We start from the raw sequence: 17,216 nt of genomic DNA, 5'->3' as shown, positions 1-17,216 counted from the left end.
TTATCCCCGGCAGGGAGTGGTATGTCTACCGGCGATGCATCAATTATAAAGCCTATCCAATGGTGTGCTATTGAGCAGCCGAATCTACCAGTCGCAATCGCGGATTGGTTGATGGAATTAGGCTCAATGACCCGACGTTTTGAGCAGCATTGTCAGCAGGTTCATGTCGAGCCACAACGGGAATGCTTTATTACACGTAATGCATTAGGTGAAGATGCTGAACATCTGCCGGTAAGTGAGCGCTATTGGCTGCGCGAGATTGTGTTGTGTGGGGATAATGAACCGTGGTTGCTTGGGCGCACGGTTATCCCAGAGGAGACATTGTCGGGTTCGGATCGGGCGCTGGTGGATTTAGGGACATTACCCCTTGGGCGTTATTTATTTGGTGGCAACAATTTAACCCGGGATTATATTCAAGTTGGGCGGCAGGATGAGCTTTGGGCACGCCGTTCGTTGCTGCGCTTGTCAGGTAAGCCCCTGTTACTGACTGAGGTTTTTTTACCCGCCTCGCCGCTATATTCGATTTAAGAGGCGGTGAGATTTTGGAGAGTGAGAAATTGAAGGGAAGTCATGTTCAAAGCAAATGGCGGGCTTATTGCCGTTTGATGCGTATAGATAAACCCATTGGCTCATTATTACTGTTGTGGCCAACGCTCTGGGCATTATGGTTGGCGGGGAAAGGTATTCCCGATACCAAAATATTGATTGTTTTTGTCTTGGGCGTCTTTTTCATGCGCGCCGCTGGGTGTGTCGTCAATGATTATGCTGATCGGCACATTGACGGTTTTGTGAAACGTACCGCATCGCGGCCATTACCTAGCGGCCTTATCAGTGAGAAAGAAAGCAAAGTCCTGTTTGTCGTCTTGGTATTGCTCTCGTTTGGGCTGGTATTAACGCTCAATAGCATGACTATATGGCTGTCACTGGCCGCACTGGCATTAGCCTGGGTTTATCCCTTTATGAAGCGGGTTACGCATCTGCCTCAGGTGGTCTTGGGCGCGGCCTTCGGTTGGTCAATCCCAATGGGATTTGCCGCCGTGAGCGAAAGTTTACCTTTGGTCTGCTGGTTACTTTTATTGGCTAATATCTGCTGGACGGTGGCTTATGACACCCAATATGCGATGGTTGACCGTGATGACGATCTGAAAATTGGCGTCAAATCTACTGCGATTTTGTTTGGTCAACAGGACAAGCTGATTATTGGTTTGCTGCAACTGGCAACGCTGGTACTGATGGTGACTATTGGCTGGCTGATGAATCTTGGCGGAGCATTTTATTGGTCAATTCTGCTGGCAGGTGCGTTGTTTGTCCACCAACAGAAGATGATTGCCGGGCGCGAACGTGATCCCTGTTTCCGTGCATTCTTGAACAATAATTATGTGGGATTGGTGTTGTTTCTTGGGATTCTTATTAGCTATTGGCAGTAAATCTGCAACCAGGATACAGTTAAAAAAATGGCCAGAGGATGAATCTGGCCATTTTTGTTTAACCCTGTAGCTCAGTGCTGCAAGGCGTTAGTTCTCTTCTTTATCCTCTGCCTCGGGTTCTGGCAGCAGGTTATTGGTTTCTGCCGGCATACTGACACTTTCAATCGTCAGTTTCACTTCCGGTGTCATCAATGCACTCAGCATATTGTAAACCTCCAGCGTATGTTCCTGAATCGCATCGCCGCTATCACTGATATAACCCTCTTCGCGCAATGTGCCTACCAGTGTTGAGAACACGGCTTTATCGAAGAATTCCGGTGCGTTAATCCCATGCAGAACAGACAAACGCTGCGCCATAATGCGGCTCTCTTTCTCCAGCGCCCCCCGATTGATGCTTGGGTTCGCACTGAGTAACGAAAGAGTAATTGCATAGCGTTGCAGGGTTTCGCGCACCCCAGCCGCCAGTAATTGCAGTGGGCGAATACGGGCTGGGTTCAGCACTAACTCGTTCCCTTTGTCGCAAATCAACTGCTGGCGCGCCAGTTCATCAATCAGCGTATCCAGGGTCTGTGGCAGTTGCTCTTTGCTGTAATGCAGGAATAACTCAGCTTTCAGCATTGGGTAGATCATACTGATTTGACGTAACAATTCGGCACGGGTAATGCGTCGTTGGTACATGACCATGCTGGCAATAAGTGATGGCAAGATAAGCAAGTGCTGGATATTGTTGCGATAGTAGGTCATCAGCACGGCTTGTTCCCGTGGCAAGATGATAATGTCACCAATATTGTCTTTCTCGACCTCAAACTTATTCATATTCAAGGCGTGATTAAGTAACTCTTCCGGCGTTTTATCCGGCACGGTGACGTCTTTCGCATAAGGCACATTGCGCATCAGCTGCAAGTAGCAATCCAATTGCTCAAGTAACTGCTCGCGGGTGAGTGAGCGCTGACGTGACGCTAACAATGCGGTAGAGCACAAGTTCATGGCATTGGCCGCCGCCGCATTGTTAATTCGGACCATAATCTGACCGGCCAAATCATTCACCGCTGGCGTCAACCAGCTTGGGCGTTGTGCTTCAATAGGGTCGATAGCATCACGCCATTGCGGCACATTAGTATTCAGATAAGTGGTCAACGGGATAGGCTCACCAAAGTTGACGTAGCCCTGACCGAGATTGCGCAGCTTGCGCAAGCCCCGCAGCATCTGCAACAGGCTCTCTTTCTCTTTGGTCGCGCCACGTAGCTCTTTGGCGTAAGTCCCCACTTCCATCACATGTTCGTAGCCGATATAAATCGGCACCAAGGTGATTGGGCGTGAACCGCCGCGCAACATCGCCTGTATGGTCATCGACAGCGTGCCGGTTTTGGGCTCCAGCAGGCGGCCAGTACGTGAGCGCCCACCTTCAACAAAGTATTCCACTGAATAACCACGGGTGAACAGCTCGCCCAGATATTCACGGAACACGGTTGAATAGAGTTTGTTGCCTTTAAATGTGCGACGGATAAAGAATGCACCCAGGCGGCGGAAAATCGGGCCGGCAGGCCAGAAATTGAGATTAATACCGGCGGCGATATGCGGCGGCACCAGCCCTTGATGATAAAGCACATAGGAGAGCAGCAGATAATCCATGTGGCTGCGATGGCAAGGCACATAGACAATCTCATGGCCATCTTGTGCCAACTGCCGTACACGCTCCGCGTTATGGACATTAATCCCCTGATACAAGCGGTTCCACGTCCAGCTCAATACCCTGTCCGACAGACGCACGGCTTCATAAGAGAAGTCGGCGGCAATTTCTTCCATCAGCGTTATGGCGTTTTGCTGTGCTTTCTCATGGGAAATTTTCTTGGTGCGAGCTTCGTCGGCAACCGCTTTTTCAATCGCTTTGGAGGTTAACAGCTTCTTGAACAGGTCTTGACGCGCCGGTAGGCTTGGGCCAACCGCAGCCAACCGCTGACGCGAGAAGTGCATCCGCGCAACACGTGCCAGTTTGTGGGCAATTGTTTTATCTGTACCATGCTCACTGGCCATCCGGCGCAGTGAAACCGTGGTTGAGAAACGCACGAAACTATCGCGGCCCAGCCACAATACAGCAAAGAATTTCTGCACGCCGTTCAGTACGCGCAGATGTGGCGTACCGTGGCCTTCACGCCCAGGAGAGCGGCCAAACATCACCGATACCGGTAGCATTTGGATATCCAGCGCTGGGTTATTGCGATGCAGATCGAGATAATCGTGGAATAACTTTACCGATTCCTGCTTCGGGGCGTAATAGCGAAACACCCTCGGGCCGTTATCGATAAAGACATGGCTGGGAAGCTGCACGCCATCGATTTCCAATGGAATCAATGGGTCGGGCAGATCCTGTGCCTGACACTGCGCTCGCAAAGTCAGTAAATCAGCCTTAGAATTGTAAGGCAAAACGTACAGAATAGGACGAGACGGGTCTAACCCTAACTCAGTCACAGGATCTGCCGGAATAACCTTGCTTTTTACCAACAGTTTAAGTGGTAAATTCAATAACTTATAATATATTTTACGCCAACCTGACATAACTACATGAAGCCTCTTGTTAGCAATTCGTCGCAAGGATACCAGAAACTGGTTTGGAGATCTGTGGTGATAAGACAACAGAAAGCGGCAAAAATCATCATTAACTTAAGATAAAGGCAATAAAATATGGCGAATCAGTCAACAGGATTAACCCGAATCTATAAAGCAGCGGGTTATTCTGTGAAAGGCTTAACTGCAGCCTGGAAAAATGAAGCCGCATTTCGCCAAGAAGCTGTGGCTGCCATACTCGCTATCATACTGGCCTTCTGGCTGGATGTAGATGCCACAGCACGCATTTTATTGATCGCGAGTGTGGTGTTAGTCATCATTGTTGAAGTGATCAATAGCGCGATTGAAGCGGTGGTGGACCGCATCGGCAGTGAGCTGCACGAATTATCAGGTCGGGCTAAGGATATGGGGTCGGCGGCTGTATTTTTGTCCATTTTGTTGGCCCTATTTATATGGATAACAGTGCTATGGCAACATCTTGGCTAAGAATGCAACCAACAACGCTGTGGATGTAAACAGTGATTAATCCCTGTTTTTATTCACTCTTTGGTTCCCAATACCCGCTTACCTGTATATACTCACAGCAAGACTGTATAAACAAACAGGGGGCGGAATGAAAGCACTTACTACCAGACAGCAAGAGGTTTATGACCTTGTGCGCGATCACCTATCGCAAACAGGTATGCCACCGACCCGTGCCGAAATTGCGCAGCGTCTGGGGTTTCGCTCTCCTAACGCCGCTGAAGAGCATTTAAAAGCACTGGCCCGTAAGGGCGTTATTGAGATTGTCTCCGGCGCTTCTCGTGGTATCCGTCTATTGATGGAAGAAGAAGATGGTTTGCCACTAATTGGCCGAGTTGCCGCAGGTGAGCCACTATTAGCGCAGCAGCATATTGAAGGGCATTATAAAGTCGATCCTTCTATGTTTAAGCCGAGCGCAGATTTCTTGCTGCGGGTGAATGGAATGTCGATGAGAGATATCGGTATTCTGGACGGCGACTTGCTGGCAGTACATAAAACTCAAGATGTGCGTAATGGGCAAGTGGTTGTTGCGCGTATTGATGATGAAGTAACAGTAAAACGCTTGAAAAAACAAGGTAATATCGTACAGCTTCTGCCTGAAAACAGTGAGTTCCAGCCGATTGTGGTCGATCTGCGTGAACAAAATTTCACTATTGAAGGACTGGCCGTTGGTGTCATCCGCAATGGCGATTGGATCTGATTTTAGTTGTTCATATATACCCTTCAGTATGAAGGGTATATAGCCTATTTTAATGCCTTTCATATTTCCCCTTATTTAGTTTGAGAACATTCCGATAATAAGTTATTACTTTCTGTTTTAACTGAATATTACGAGACTTTACTTTCTGTTTATTACTCAAGTGATAGTGATTAATATTAATCTGACTGTAATTATCAGTATCCTCTGCTACAGTTATTAATACGGTAAGCGAAGCAACAAATTTAAATTGTTTACCGTATTGTATTAAATAAACTGACTAATCCCAAGGTAACGGAGATATTATGAATAAAGATCAAGCCGACGGTAACTGGAAGCAGTTTAAAGGTAAAGTGAAAGAGAAATGGGGCAAGCTGACCGATGATGACCTGACCGTCATTGAAGGTAAGCGTGACCAACTGGTGGGTAAAATCCAGGAGAAATACGGCTACCAGAAAGAGCAAGCCGAGAAAGAAGTTAAAGCCTGGGAAGACCACAGCAAATATCGCTGGTAGCAGCGTTAAACGGAATTAAACTAATATCGATATAAATAAATCTGGTTTCTGGTATCCATAGAATAATTATTTATTAAATAACCTTTAGTTTTTATATTTTTTACACTAAAACTTAGTGGTGGCATTAATTATTAATAATATTCTAGAGGTATCCTATTTATATCGAATTGACACAAGGAAGTGTCTTATTTTATTTAAAAGCCACTTTTATTCTCTACGGTTATTATATTCTACTCATATTTATCCTGCCGCCTATCTGGCGACAGTCTGCTTCTACTGTCAGGGGCTATTTCTTTTTTGTCACAATTGAATGGTCGTGATCACAATGTTCGTGGCTTTCACATGCTTCGACTTCCCCACATTCAGCACATAAACCATGAGCTTCAACCACCGTATGGCGCAGGGTAAAACCCGACTGTTTTGCTAACAGTGCCAATGCTTCTTCAATGCCGACAGTGGTTCGTTCTGTCACTATCTTGCAGCGATCGCAGATAAAAAGCGCAGAAGTATGGGTTGGTTCTTCAAAGTGGTGACACAGCACATAGCTGTTTGCGGACTCCACACGGTGAATAAACCCCTGCTCAAGCAAGAAATCCAATGCGCGGTAAACGGTAGGAGGCTTGGCTTGCGGCTCGGAAACACGCAGCAGATCTAATAGATCATAGGCGCTGATTGCACCGGGTTGTTGTGCCATTAATCTTAATACTTCAAGACGTTGCGGTGTCAGCCGGACGTTACGTTGTTGGCACAGGCTTTCAGCTTGGGCAAGCAGCTTTTCCTGATTGATAGGGTTCATCATGTACATCCCGCAGCATTTGAATGATATCGATTTTATCATATTTACGGCTAATCGCCGATAGATGAAAAAATAGGATGCGGCGGAGTGTCACAACTTTAGGAAGTCGCAGCCGTTACCCGCAGATTTCCACACGTTGAGTCACAACACTCACTCAGGCTGCCATCGCAAAGTTCTATGGTATAATCACGGATTCCTTCCCATTGTTTGTTTTGCTCAATGAGTCATATCAATGGGTAATTGATGCAGTCATAACCGATGAAACTACAGTAAATGCACGAAGCTCAGACTTTTTCCAGCCCCCAGGCCGATAAGCCACATTATCCCCTCCAGCGTTTCTCCGTCGCGCCGATGCTCGACTGGACAGATCGTCATTGCCGTTATTTTCACCGTTTGTTGACCAAACAGGCTTTGTTGTATACCGAAATGGTCACCACCGGTGCCATTATCCACGGCAAAGGGGATTATCTGGCTTATAGCGAGCAAGACCATCCCGTCGCATTACAGCTGGGGGGCAGTGATCCGCAGGCATTAGCCCATTGTGCCAAGCTGGCTGAGCTTCGCGGATACAATGAAATAAACCTGAATGTAGGTTGCCCGTCTGACCGAGTGCAAAACGGCCGTTTTGGTGCTTGTTTGATGGCTGAGGCCAGCTTGGTGGCTGATGGCATAAAAGCCATGCGTGATGTGGTTTCTATCCCCGTTACGGTGAAAACCCGCATCGGGATTGATGAGTTGGATAGCTATGAGTTCTTGTGTGAATTCGTGCAAACCGTCGCTGAACGTGGAGAGTGTGATATTTTCACCATCCATGCGCGTAAGGCCTGGCTCTCAGGATTGAGTCCGAAAGAAAACCGCGAAGTGCCACCGCTGGATTATGAGCGGGTTTATCAGCTTAAACGTGATTTCCCTGCACTGACCATTGCCATTAACGGTGGTGTGAAAACGCTGGCTGAAGCCAAAGAGCATCTCAAACATGTTGATGGGGTGATGATGGGACGTGAAGCTTACCAAAACCCCAGTATTTTGACGCAAGTGGACCGCGAATTGTTTGATTCTAATGCGCCGGTGGTCGACAGCGTTAAAGCGGTTGAGGCGCTCTTTCCTTATATCGAGCAAGAACTGTCGCGCGGAGCCTATTTGGGGCACATTACCCGCCATATTTTGGGTATCTTCCAAGGGGTCCCTGGCGCGCGCCAATGGCGTCGTCATCTGAGTGAGAATGCGCATAAACCTGGGGCTGACGTTTCAGTCGTGGAACAGGCGCTGGCGCTCGTCACCCGCCCGCAGCATAGTTTGTAATAATATGACTATAAGTTAGTGAAATTGACCATGCCTGCCTGTTTCTCTGGCAGGCTTATTTTTATCTAAAATAAACAAATTCAATTGGTTATCTGTTCCCTCTAGATTGGCACGTTTCTTGTAATAGTCTTGATAAAACCCCCAGCGATATCATCTATTGAATGATGCGGCGGCGGGAAAGAGATAATTACTAAGGAGCTATCCATGTTCGAAATTCTTTTTGTGATTGGTTTTTTCATCATGTTGATGGCGACCGGTATCTCCTTGTTGGGCATATTTGCAGCTTTAGTGGTAGCGGCAGCTTTTATGATGCTAGGGGGTTTATTTGTGATGATGATTAAACTGCTGCCATGGTTGATACTGGCCGTTGTGGTGGTCTGGATATGGCGTTCGATGCAGAAACCGGTAGTCAGGCGTTATTAAAATTTTGCTATCTTGCGGGGGCGATCACAGGCTGAAAGTTTAGTCGTGCGAATTGGTGGGAAAACGTATTTTTTCCCAAACGAGCTTGCTAGGATGCAAGCCGATACGTTTTCGGTATCACATTTTCATCCCTGTCAGAGGTAAAAATAGCCGTAAAAACGGCACGTTCATTTAAGTGAACATGGCTCTGACAGAATACCACGCTGTACCCCTACAAGTGCATCAAAGAAAGCGTTGTGACAAAGGGCTCCTTAATCGGAGCCCTTTGTTTTTACAGAATATTATTAATGTTGTGTAGCCTAAGGGATCAGCAAACTCGAACCTGTGGTTTGACGGCTTTCTAATACTTCATGGGCGCGGCGTGCATCACTCAGCGGGAACTGCTGAGCTTTAGCGACATCCACATTAATCGCACCACTGATAATTAATGAAAATAGCTCACGGCTGGCACTTTCCAACTCTTGTCGGTTAGTGACATAGGCATTGAGGGATGCTCGGGTTACATACAGCGAGCCTTTTTGGTTGAGTATGGCAAGGTCTACCCCTGTCACGGGGCCAGAGGCATTACCAAAGCTCACCATCAAGCCTCTGCGTTTAAGGCTATTGAGTGAGTCCAGCCAGGTGCTTTTACCCACCGAGTCATATACCACATCCACCTTTTCGCCATTTGTCAGTTCAGCTACGCGCTCAGCGATATTTTCTTTGCGATAGTTTATGGTTGCCCAAGCACCTTTAGCTTTTGCCAATTCCGCTTTTTCATCAGAGCCGACGGTGCCTATCAGTTTTGCACCTAAGGCTTTCGCCCATTGGCACGCAATCAGCCCGACACCACCTGCTGCCGCATGGAATAAGAACACTTGGCCGGGTTTGATTTCATAGGTTTGGCGTAGTAAATATTGAACGGTCAGCCCTTTAAGAAATGAAGCGGCGGCTTGTTCAAAAGAGATTTGCTCAGGGAGCAGGGCAATTTTATTCGCATCGACATTATGGATTTCGCTGTAAGCACCAAGAGCCGATTGCGCATATACCACCCGGTCGCCGACTTTTATCGCGCTAACCGCAGAACCGACTTGGGTAACAATCCCTGCGGCTTCTGTTCCCAGCCCACTCGGGAAGTGTGACGGTGGATAAAGCCCAGTGCGAACATAGGTATCGATATAGTTAATTCCGATAGCTTTATTTTCGACCTGAACTTCATGTGCCGCGGGGGCCGCTGGCGTGAAATCGAGATATTGCAATACTTCCGGCCCACCCGTGGTGCTAAATTGAATATGCTTTGCCATGTTAGCTCCTCAAAATAAGTGTATTTTCTCCTTACAGAGTTCTACACGAGGTGCCGACATCTTGCTAATACCGATAAGTAATAGGGAATTCATAATTACCCATCGGGCTTCATCGCGTATACTAAGCGGCACTATTTTCCTATCGCAACCATTATCCTGGCGCAATAATAGAGGTAAAGAACACTTTTCATGGCAGCAAAAAAACCAACCAACAATATGACAGAGCCACGCGATCGCCAGATGGAAGGGCTGAAACTCCCGCCTCATTCGCTGGAGGCAGAGCAGTCCGTGTTGGGCGGTTTGATGCTGGATAACGAGCGCTGGGATAACGTTTCTGAGCGCGTAGCCAGCAATGACTTTTTCAGCCGCCCGCATCGCCGGATCTTTACTGAAATGCAGCGCTTGCTGGAAAACAGCAAGCCGATCGATTTGATCACCTTGTCTGAATCGCTCGAACAAAAAGGTGACTTAGATTCGGTAGGGGGCTTTGCCTACCTGGCCGAATTATCAAAAAATACACCCAGTGCTGCGAACATCGGTGCTTATGCTGATATCGTCCGCGAACGTGCGGTAGTTCGTGAAATGATCTCGGTGGCTAATGAAATTGCTGATGCCGGCTACGATCCCCAAGGGCGTAGTAGTGAAGATCTGCTGGATCTGGCGGAATCTAAAGTGTTCCAAATTGCCGAAAGCCGGGCAAATAAAGATGAAGGGCCGAAGAGTGTCGATCAGATCCTCGAAGCCACGGTGGCACGAATTGAACAGCTTTATCAGCGGCCACATGATGGCGTTACCGGGGTTTCAACCGGTTTTACCGATTTGGACAAAAAAACGGCTGGATTGCAGAAATCAGATTTGATCATTGTCGCCGCGCGGCCATCAATGGGGAAAACCACCTTTGCGATGAACTTATGCGAAAACGCCGCGATGATGCAGGAAAAACCGGTATTAATCTTCAGTCTGGAGATGCCCGGCGATCAGATAATGATGCGTATGCTGGCATCACTGTCTCATGTCGATCAGACCCGCATTCGTACCGGCCAGCTCGATGATGAGGATTGGGCGCGGATTTCGAGCACCATGGGCATATTGATGGAAAAGCGCAATATGTACATTGATGATTCATCTGGCCTGACTCCGACAGAAGTGCGCTCCCGTGCACGGCGTATTTTCCGCGAACATGGTGGGTTAAGTCTGATTATGATCGACTACCTGCAATTGATGCGGGTACCGTCGCTTTCGGATAACCGTACCTTAGAAATCGCTGAAATCTCACGTTCTCTGAAAGCATTGGCAAAAGAGTTACAGGTGCCGGTCGTGGCGCTGTCTCAGCTGAACCGTAGCTTGGAGCAACGTGCGGATAAACGGCCCGTCAACTCCGACTTACGTGAATCAGGTTCAATCGAGCAGGATGCCGACTTAATCATGTTTATTTATCGTGATGAGGTGTATCACGAAAACAGTGATGAGAAAGGGATTGCACAGATTATTTTGGGTAAACAGCGTAACGGCCCGATCGGTTCTGTTCGACTGAAATTTAATGGTCAATGGTCGCGCTTTGATAATTACGCTGGCCCACAATACGACGATGAGTAATCTCCCTGCGTACTTGAAGCCGCAGGGTTGTTAGCTACGCTCACGCACCCGAATCACTGACTGGTGTCAGCTCATCGGGGTTTGTTCGCTTGCTGCCTGGCTGCAACTCCAATGACTTTGGGCATAACATCTATTAAGTATTAAGGATAAGAAATGAAAGCGGCAACAGCAGTAATCGACCGCCGCGCTCTGCGACATAACTTGCAACAGGTACGGCGTATAGCGCCGCAAAGCCGCCTGATTGCTGTTGTGAAAGCAAACGCTTATGGCCACGGGTTATTAGAAACAGCGCATACTTTGCAGGATGCAGATTGCTACGGTGTAGCGCGGATCGGTGAAGCATTGATGCTGCGATCCGGTGGAATTGTTAAACCGATTCTGTTGTTGGAAGGGTTCTTTGCGGCAGAAGATCTTCCTATTCTAGCGGCTAATTGCATTGAAACTGCGGTACATAGCATTGAACAATTGGAAGCGCTGGAGGTTGCCGAGCTCTCTGCCCCTATCCATGTTTGGATGAAACTGGATACCGGCATGCACCGCTTGGGGGTGCGCCCGGAGCAGGCGGAGGCTTTTTACCAGCGCTTAAGTGCGTGTCGCAATGTTGTTCAGCCAATCAATATCATGAGCCACTTTAGCCGAGCGGATGAGCCGCAAGTGGAGACCACTCGCCAGCAGCTGGATTGTTTTGATACCTTTATTGCCGACAAACTGGGGATGAAATCCATCGCCGCCTCTGGCGGTATTTTGCTGTGGCCAGAAGCACATCGTGATTGGGTTCGCCCCGGTATCATCTTGTACGGTGTTTCGCCGATGGATGAGCCTTATGCAAGTCATTTCAAACTAAAACCAGCGATGGCATTGAAATCTAGCCTGATTGCGGTTCGTGAGCACAAAGCCGGTGAACCTGTTGGTTATGGTGGGACGTGGGTCAGTGAGCGCGATACACGGCTGGGGGTGGTGGCGATCGGTTATGGCGACGGTTATCCGCGTAGCGCCCCTTCGGGCACCCCGATGTGGCTGAATGGCCGCGAAGTGGGCATTGTGGGGCGGGTTTCAATGGATATGATTTCTGTTGATCTGGGGCCAGATGGCACGGATAAAGTCGGTGACGAAGTGCTGTTGTGGGGGGCTGAACTGCCAGTTGAAAAAATCGCCGCCCGGACCGGTATCAGCGCCTATGAATTGATTACTAAGCTGACCTCACGTGTTGCGATGGAATATTTAGGCGAATAAGGTAAGCTGCTATAGACAATAATTATCGTTAAAGGAGAGCAGCACCGTGTTCCAAAATGTTGACGCTTATGCAGGTGATCCGATCCTGTCGCTGATGGAAAGTTTTAAAGCCGATGAACGCGCACATAAAGTGAATTTGAGTATTGGGCTTTATTACAATGAGCAGGGCGAGATCCCATTGATGCAGGCCGTAAACGCTGCCGAGGCGCAATTGAGCGCTCAGCCACACGGAACACCGGTCTATTTGCCGATGGAAGGTTTGCAATCTTATCGTAGCGCTATCCAGCAGCTATTATTTGGTGCCGAACATTCTATGTTGGCACAGCAGCGAGTGGCGACAATTCAAACCGTGGGTGGCTCTGGTGCATTGAAAGTCGGTGCTGATTTCCTGAATCATTATTTCCCTGATTCGCAGGTTTGGGTCAGTGACCCTACTTGGGAAAACCACGTTGCTATCTTCAACGGCGCAGGTTTTAAAGTGAATACCTATCCGTATTTTGATAATGACAAGTTGGGCGTAAAGTTTGATCAAATGCTGGCAACACTCCAGCAGTTACCAGCCAAAAGCATTGTGTTATTGCATCCTTGCTGCCATAACCCGACTGGTTCGGATCTCACTAATGCGCAATGGGATCAAGTGATTGAAGTGGCTAAAGGTCGGGATCTGATCCCGTTCCTGGATATCGCTTATCAAGGTTTTGGTGCCGGGCTGAATGAAGATGCTTATGCTATCCGCGCGATGGCGACAGCAGAATTGCCTTGTTTGGTCAGTAACTCTTTCTCTAAAATCTTCTCTTTGTATAACGAGCGAGTCGGCGGCTTGTCGGTGGTGTGTGAGAGTGAAGAAGCTGCAGGCCGTGTATTAGGGCAACTGAAAGCCACCGTTCGCCGTAACTATTCCAGCCCACCCAACTTTGGCGCACAGGTGGTTTCAAATGTGCTGCATGACACAGAATTGCGGGTGCAATGGCAAGCCGAAGTGGAGCAAATGCGCCTGCGTATTATTGAGATGCGCAGCACGTTGGTTCAAGCCTTGAAAGCCTCACTGCCAAATCGTAATTTTGACTACTTGCTACAACAGCGCGGGATGTTCAGCTACACCGGTTTTAGTGCAGCACAGGTAGACCGTCTGCGTGAAGAGTTCGGTGTGTATCTGATTGCCAGTGGCAGGATGTGTATGGCGGGCGTCAATCACAGTAATGTTCAGCGCGTCGCGGCGGCTTTTGCGGCAGTGCAGTAATCAAATATCCACGTGATTTACAGTAAGGCGATAGCAATATCGGCCAGACTACTGACAAACCCCGACGACTCGATCTTGCAAGGTGAGGGCAGGTAGAAGAGTAAAGCGTCCGCGCCAGGGATGGCGCGGCTCGAGCCATCAGGGACGATTTTACGGCGTCTTTACGATCTGCCTGTTTTCACCGATACGGGCACTTTGCCATCAACCTCATCGCCTTTTTTCTTTATTTTTTTCGCCACCTTTCCGTGAGTTACCTTTATCTTCTAATTGTTTAGTCCAAGACCGATGGCTGTAAATCGATTAAAGAATATACTAATTGATGTAGTAGATGCATGCCAAACGATCATTCATTGCTCACAGTAAATCAGTTGTCATTGATGCAAAGTGGTAGCTCAGCATGTGTAACTGATGCAATGAAGTCTTTATGGAATAAATATTTTATGAGGCCCTTTCGCGAGACGGTACCGGCCCATTACAGGAGATATCCCCATGAATAATTCAGCATTACTGGAATACTGCATGTCCAAACCGGGGGCAGAGCAGAGCGACCATGAGAAGTGGCAGGCGAATCAGATCAAAGTTGCCGATGTGATGTTTGCTATGGTAGGCGAGACGGAAGGACGCCCCTCTATCTCATTGAAAACCAGCCCTGAATTGGCAGAAAGTCTGAGAGAGCAACATCCGGAGATCGTGCCGAGTGAACACTTGAACAAAGCGCACTGGAACACGGTGTTTCTGGATGGCAAATTACCAAACTCACAGTTCTATTCGCTAATAGACCGCTCTTATCAATTGGTTTTACAGGGATTGCCCGAACATCGGCGGCAAGAGTTAGTGGTCTGAAGGCTAAAGAGCACTCCAGAGCAACTGACTTATTGCCCCGGAGCGCTCATTTAATGGCTACTTACGCTGCAACATAGGTTTGAGGAATCGGGCCGTATGTGATGCTGCGCATTCTGCGACGGTCTCTGGCGTACCGGAAACCAAAATCTCGCCGCCGCCGCTGCCGCCCTCTGGCCCCAGATCAACAATCCAGTCTGCGGTTTTAATCACATCCAGATTATGCTCAATAACCACAATGGTATTGCCTTGATCCCGCAACTGATGCAACACCGCCAAGAGCTGCTGAATATCAGCAAAGTGTAAGCCAGTGGTCGGTTCGTCCAGAATATAGAGTGTCTGGCCAGTGCCGCGTTTTGACAGTTCGCGCGACAGTTTGACGCGCTGTGCTTCCCCGCCCGATAGGGTAGTTGCCGACTGGCCCAGACAAATATAGGACAGGCCGACATCCATCAAGGTTTGCAGCTTACGCGCCAATGCCGGAACAGCATCAAAGAACTCACGTGCTTCTTCGATAGTCATCGCCAACACTTCGTGAATACTCTTACCTTTGTATTTCACTTCCAGCGTTTCACGGTTATAGCGCTTGCCTTTACATTGGTCGCAAGGTACGTAAATGTCAGGTAGGAAGTGCATTTCAACTTTAATCACCCCGTCGCCCTGACAGGCTTCACAGCGGCCACCTTTCACGTTAAAGCTGAAACGGCCCGGCGTGTAGCCCCGCGCGCGTGACTCAGGTACACCCGCAAAGAGTTCACGAATGGGGGTAAAGATACCGGTATAGGTTGCCGGGTTAGAGCGCGGAGTCCGGCCAATCGGGCTTTGGTCGATATCAATAACTTTATCGAAATGCTCCAGCCCTTGAATATCACGATACGGGGCTGGTTCATTGCTGGTCGCTCCGTTCAACTGGCGCTGTGCAATACAATATAAAGTATCGTTGATTAACGTCGATTTACCTGAGCCAGAAACACCGGTAATGCAGCTAAATAACCCAACGGGCAGTGTGAGAGTGACATCTTTCAGGTTGTTACCGCTGGCGCCAATCAACTTCAACACTTTGCTGGGGTCACCTGCCACGCGTTGAGCCGGAATGGCAATTTCCCGCTTGCCGCTCAGGAACTGGCCGGTGAGTGAATTAGGCGCTGCCATAATGTCATCAACGGTTCCTTCTGCCACCACTTCACCGCCATGCACACCGGCACCTGGGCCGATATCAATCACATGGTCGGCGGCACGAATCGCATCTTCATCATGCTCTACCACAATCACGGTATTGCCCAGATTGCGCAGGTGAATCAGTGTTTCGAGTAAACGTTCATTATCGCGCTGATGCAAACCGATGGACGGCTCATCAAGCACATACATGACACCCACCAAACCGGCACCAATCTGGCTGGCCAGACGAATACGCTGCGCTTCACCACCGGAGAGGGTTTCCGCCGAGCGGGAGAGTGACAGGTAATTCAGCCCGACGTTAACCAGGAACTTCAGCCGGTCGCCAATTTCTTTCAGTATTTTCTCGGCAATCTGCGCCCGCTGGCCGCTGAGTTTCATATTCTGGAAGAAGCTCAGCGCATGACCGATGCTCAGCTCTGAGATTTCCGGCAATGTAGTCTTTTCGACAAAGACATAACGTGCTTCGCGGCGCAGACGGGTACCGTTGCATGAGGCACAGGAGCGGTTGCTGATAAATTTAGCCAGTTCTTCGCGCACCGCACTGGATTCCGTCTCTTTATAACGGCGCTCCATATTGTGCAGCACACCTTCAAATGGATGGCGGCGCACCGTGGTATCACCGCGGTCATTAATGTATTTGAATTCAATGGTTTCTTTGCCAGAACCATACAGCACGGCTTTCTGGATGGTAGTATCCAATGAGTTAAACGGTGCTTCGATATCAAACTTATAATGATCCGCCAATGAACGTAGCATCTGGAAGTAATAGAAGTTGCGGCGATCCCAACCGCGAATTGCGCCACCCGCCAGTGATAATTCAGGGTTTTGTAGCACACGGTCTGGGTCAAAGAACTGCTGTACGCCCAAGCCATCACAGGTCGGGCAAGCACCGGCTGGGTTGTTAAAGGAGAACAGGCGCGGCTCCAACTCGCTCATGCTATAGCCGCAAATGGGGCAGGCAAAGTTGGCGGAGAACAACAGTTCTTCGGCGTGAGGATCGTCCATATCGGCAACTACGGCAGTACCGCCGGAAAGCTCCAATGCGGTTTCAAATGATTCAGCCAGACGCTGAGCCAGATCTTCGCGCACTTTAAAACGATCGACCACCACTTCAATGGTGTGTTTCTTTTGCAGTTCTAATTTCGGTGGATCAGACAGATCGCAAACTTCACCATCGATCCGTGCCCGGATATAGCCCTGCATTGCCAGATTTTCCAGCGTTTTGGTATGTTCACCTTTGCGATCTTTTACCACGGGCGCCAGTAACATCAGGCGGCGGCCCTCGGGCTGACTGATGACGTTATCCACCATCTGGCTGACCGTTTGCGCGGCAAGCGGCACATCATGATCCGGGCAGCGCGGCTCGCCGACACGGGCAAACAGCAAACGTAGGTAATCATGAATTTCAGTGATGGTGCCCACGGTAGAACGCGGGTTATGGGAAGTCGATTTTTGCTCGATGGAGATGGCTGGAGAGAGACCTTCAATATGGTCGACATCCGGTTTTTCCATCAGCGATAGAAATTGGCGCGCATAGGCGGAGAGAGACTCAACATAGCGGCGTTGGCCCTCGGCATACAGGGTATCAAAAGCCAGTG

Annotated in this window: 15 protein-coding genes; 11 read left to right on the top strand and 4 right to left on the bottom strand. The window is 48.9% G+C overall.

Features of this window, described 5'->3' with window-relative positions:
- Positions 1-21: 21 nt before the first annotated feature.
- Together ubiC and ubiA are read left to right on the top strand one after the other, a co-directional pair.
- On the top strand, positions 22-528 hold the full coding sequence (gene ubiC / locus ACNSO8_RS19745; protein WP_418395622.1) for a chorismate lyase: 507 nt from the start codon (positions 22-24) through the stop codon (positions 526-528).
- A 29-nt stretch (positions 529-557) separates the two neighbouring features.
- Positions 558-1,427, top strand: coding sequence for a 4-hydroxybenzoate octaprenyltransferase (gene ubiA, locus ACNSO8_RS19740; protein ID WP_418395621.1), 870 nt, complete (start codon positions 558-560; stop codon positions 1,425-1,427).
- An 87-nt stretch (positions 1,428-1,514) separates the two neighbouring features.
- Here ubiA and plsB read toward each other — a convergent pair whose 3' ends face one another.
- Positions 1,515-3,983 (bottom strand): glycerol-3-phosphate 1-O-acyltransferase PlsB, encoded by a 2,469-nt coding sequence (gene plsB, locus ACNSO8_RS19735; protein ID WP_418395620.1) that lies wholly within the window; start codon positions 3,981-3,983, stop codon positions 1,515-1,517.
- Between the two features lie 126 nt (positions 3,984-4,109).
- Between plsB and ACNSO8_RS19730 the strand changes: the two genes are divergently transcribed.
- From ACNSO8_RS19730 to ACNSO8_RS19720, 3 genes are all read left to right on the top strand, one after another.
- Entirely contained in the window at positions 4,110-4,478 is a 369-nt protein-coding gene (locus ACNSO8_RS19730; protein ID WP_418395619.1) for a diacylglycerol kinase, read from the top strand.
- Positions 4,479-4,605: 127 nt separating this feature from the next.
- Positions 4,606-5,214 carry a transcriptional repressor LexA gene (gene lexA, locus ACNSO8_RS19725; protein ID WP_050078169.1) on the top strand — a complete coding sequence of 203 codons (609 nt, stop codon included), beginning with the start codon at positions 4,606-4,608 and terminating at the stop codon, positions 5,212-5,214.
- 302 nt (positions 5,215-5,516) lie between these two features.
- Positions 5,517-5,726 (top strand): CsbD family protein, encoded by a 210-nt coding sequence (locus tag ACNSO8_RS19720; RefSeq protein ID WP_004391853.1) that lies wholly within the window; start codon positions 5,517-5,519, stop codon positions 5,724-5,726.
- 286 nt (positions 5,727-6,012) lie between these two features.
- Here ACNSO8_RS19720 and zur read toward each other — a convergent pair whose 3' ends face one another.
- Complete coding sequence (zur, locus tag ACNSO8_RS19715; protein WP_418395633.1) at positions 6,013-6,522, bottom strand: zinc uptake transcriptional repressor Zur; 510 nt, start codon at positions 6,520-6,522, stop codon at positions 6,013-6,015.
- A gap of 273 nt (positions 6,523-6,795) precedes the next feature.
- Here zur and dusA point away from each other — a divergent pair, with 273 nt between their 5' ends.
- Together dusA and pspG are read left to right on the top strand one after the other, a co-directional pair.
- A complete protein-coding gene (gene dusA, locus ACNSO8_RS19710) occupies positions 6,796-7,824 on the top strand; it encodes a tRNA dihydrouridine(20/20a) synthase DusA (protein ID WP_418395618.1) in 1,029 nt (342 codons plus the stop codon).
- Between the two features lie 204 nt (positions 7,825-8,028).
- Complete coding sequence (pspG, locus tag ACNSO8_RS19705; RefSeq protein WP_418395617.1) at positions 8,029-8,247, top strand: envelope stress response protein PspG; 219 nt, start codon at positions 8,029-8,031, stop codon at positions 8,245-8,247.
- 299 nt (positions 8,248-8,546) lie between these two features.
- Here pspG and ACNSO8_RS19700 read toward each other — a convergent pair whose 3' ends face one another.
- Positions 8,547-9,530 carry a quinone oxidoreductase gene (locus ACNSO8_RS19700; protein ID WP_418395616.1) on the bottom strand — a complete coding sequence of 328 codons (984 nt, stop codon included), beginning with the start codon at positions 9,528-9,530 and terminating at the stop codon, positions 8,547-8,549.
- 189 nt (positions 9,531-9,719) lie between these two features.
- On the opposite strand from ACNSO8_RS19700, the gene dnaB reads away from it, so the two are divergent.
- The 4 genes from dnaB (at position 9,720) to ACNSO8_RS19680 (ending at position 14,442) form a co-directional block, all read left to right on the top strand.
- Positions 9,720-11,126 (top strand): replicative DNA helicase, encoded by a 1,407-nt coding sequence (gene dnaB, locus ACNSO8_RS19695; RefSeq protein WP_004391847.1) that lies wholly within the window; start codon positions 9,720-9,722, stop codon positions 11,124-11,126.
- A gap of 153 nt (positions 11,127-11,279) precedes the next feature.
- Entirely contained in the window at positions 11,280-12,359 is a 1,080-nt protein-coding gene (gene alr, locus ACNSO8_RS19690; protein WP_418395615.1) for an alanine racemase, read from the top strand.
- Positions 12,360-12,405: 46 nt separating this feature from the next.
- Positions 12,406-13,599, top strand: a complete 1,194-nt coding sequence (locus ACNSO8_RS19685) for an amino acid aminotransferase (protein ID WP_418395614.1) — start codon at positions 12,406-12,408, stop codon at positions 13,597-13,599.
- A 489-nt stretch (positions 13,600-14,088) separates the two neighbouring features.
- Positions 14,089-14,442 carry an MmcQ/YjbR family DNA-binding protein gene (locus ACNSO8_RS19680; RefSeq protein WP_005165225.1) on the top strand — a complete coding sequence of 118 codons (354 nt, stop codon included), beginning with the start codon at positions 14,089-14,091 and terminating at the stop codon, positions 14,440-14,442.
- A 57-nt stretch (positions 14,443-14,499) separates the two neighbouring features.
- On the opposite strand, the gene uvrA is transcribed toward ACNSO8_RS19680, so the two are convergent.
- Positions 14,500-17,214: an excinuclease ABC subunit UvrA gene (gene uvrA / locus ACNSO8_RS19675; RefSeq protein WP_418395613.1), complete on the bottom strand. Its 2,715-nt coding sequence runs from the start codon at positions 17,212-17,214 to the stop codon at positions 14,500-14,502.
- Positions 17,215-17,216 lie beyond the last annotated feature (2 nt).

This window comes from Yersinia sp. LJYL362, from assembly GCF_048323875.1.
Note: the sequence above shows the minus strand (reverse complement) of the source record. Positions and strands in the feature narration are given on the sequence as shown.

Coding starts and splice junctions, on each gene's coding strand:
- ubiC (WP_418395622.1), top strand. CDS start 22: ATGTCTACCGGCGATGCATCAATTATAAAGCCTATCCAATGGTGTGCT.
- plsB (WP_418395620.1), bottom strand. CDS start 3,983: ATGTCAGGTTGGCGTAAAATATATTATAAGTTATTGAATTTACCACTT.
- ACNSO8_RS19730 (WP_418395619.1), top strand. CDS start 4,110: ATGGCGAATCAGTCAACAGGATTAACCCGAATCTATAAAGCAGCGGGT.
- lexA (WP_050078169.1), top strand. CDS start 4,606: ATGAAAGCACTTACTACCAGACAGCAAGAGGTTTATGACCTTGTGCGC.
- ACNSO8_RS19720 (WP_004391853.1), top strand. CDS start 5,517: ATGAATAAAGATCAAGCCGACGGTAACTGGAAGCAGTTTAAAGGTAAA.
- zur (WP_418395633.1), bottom strand. CDS start 6,522: ATGAACCCTATCAATCAGGAAAAGCTGCTTGCCCAAGCTGAAAGCCTG.
- dusA (WP_418395618.1), top strand. CDS start 6,796: ATGCACGAAGCTCAGACTTTTTCCAGCCCCCAGGCCGATAAGCCACAT.
- pspG (WP_418395617.1), top strand. CDS start 8,029: ATGTTCGAAATTCTTTTTGTGATTGGTTTTTTCATCATGTTGATGGCG.
- ACNSO8_RS19700 (WP_418395616.1), bottom strand. CDS start 9,530: ATGGCAAAGCATATTCAATTTAGCACCACGGGTGGGCCGGAAGTATTG.
- dnaB (WP_004391847.1), top strand. CDS start 9,720: ATGGCAGCAAAAAAACCAACCAACAATATGACAGAGCCACGCGATCGC.
- alr (WP_418395615.1), top strand. CDS start 11,280: ATGAAAGCGGCAACAGCAGTAATCGACCGCCGCGCTCTGCGACATAAC.
- ACNSO8_RS19680 (WP_005165225.1), top strand. CDS start 14,089: ATGAATAATTCAGCATTACTGGAATACTGCATGTCCAAACCGGGGGCA.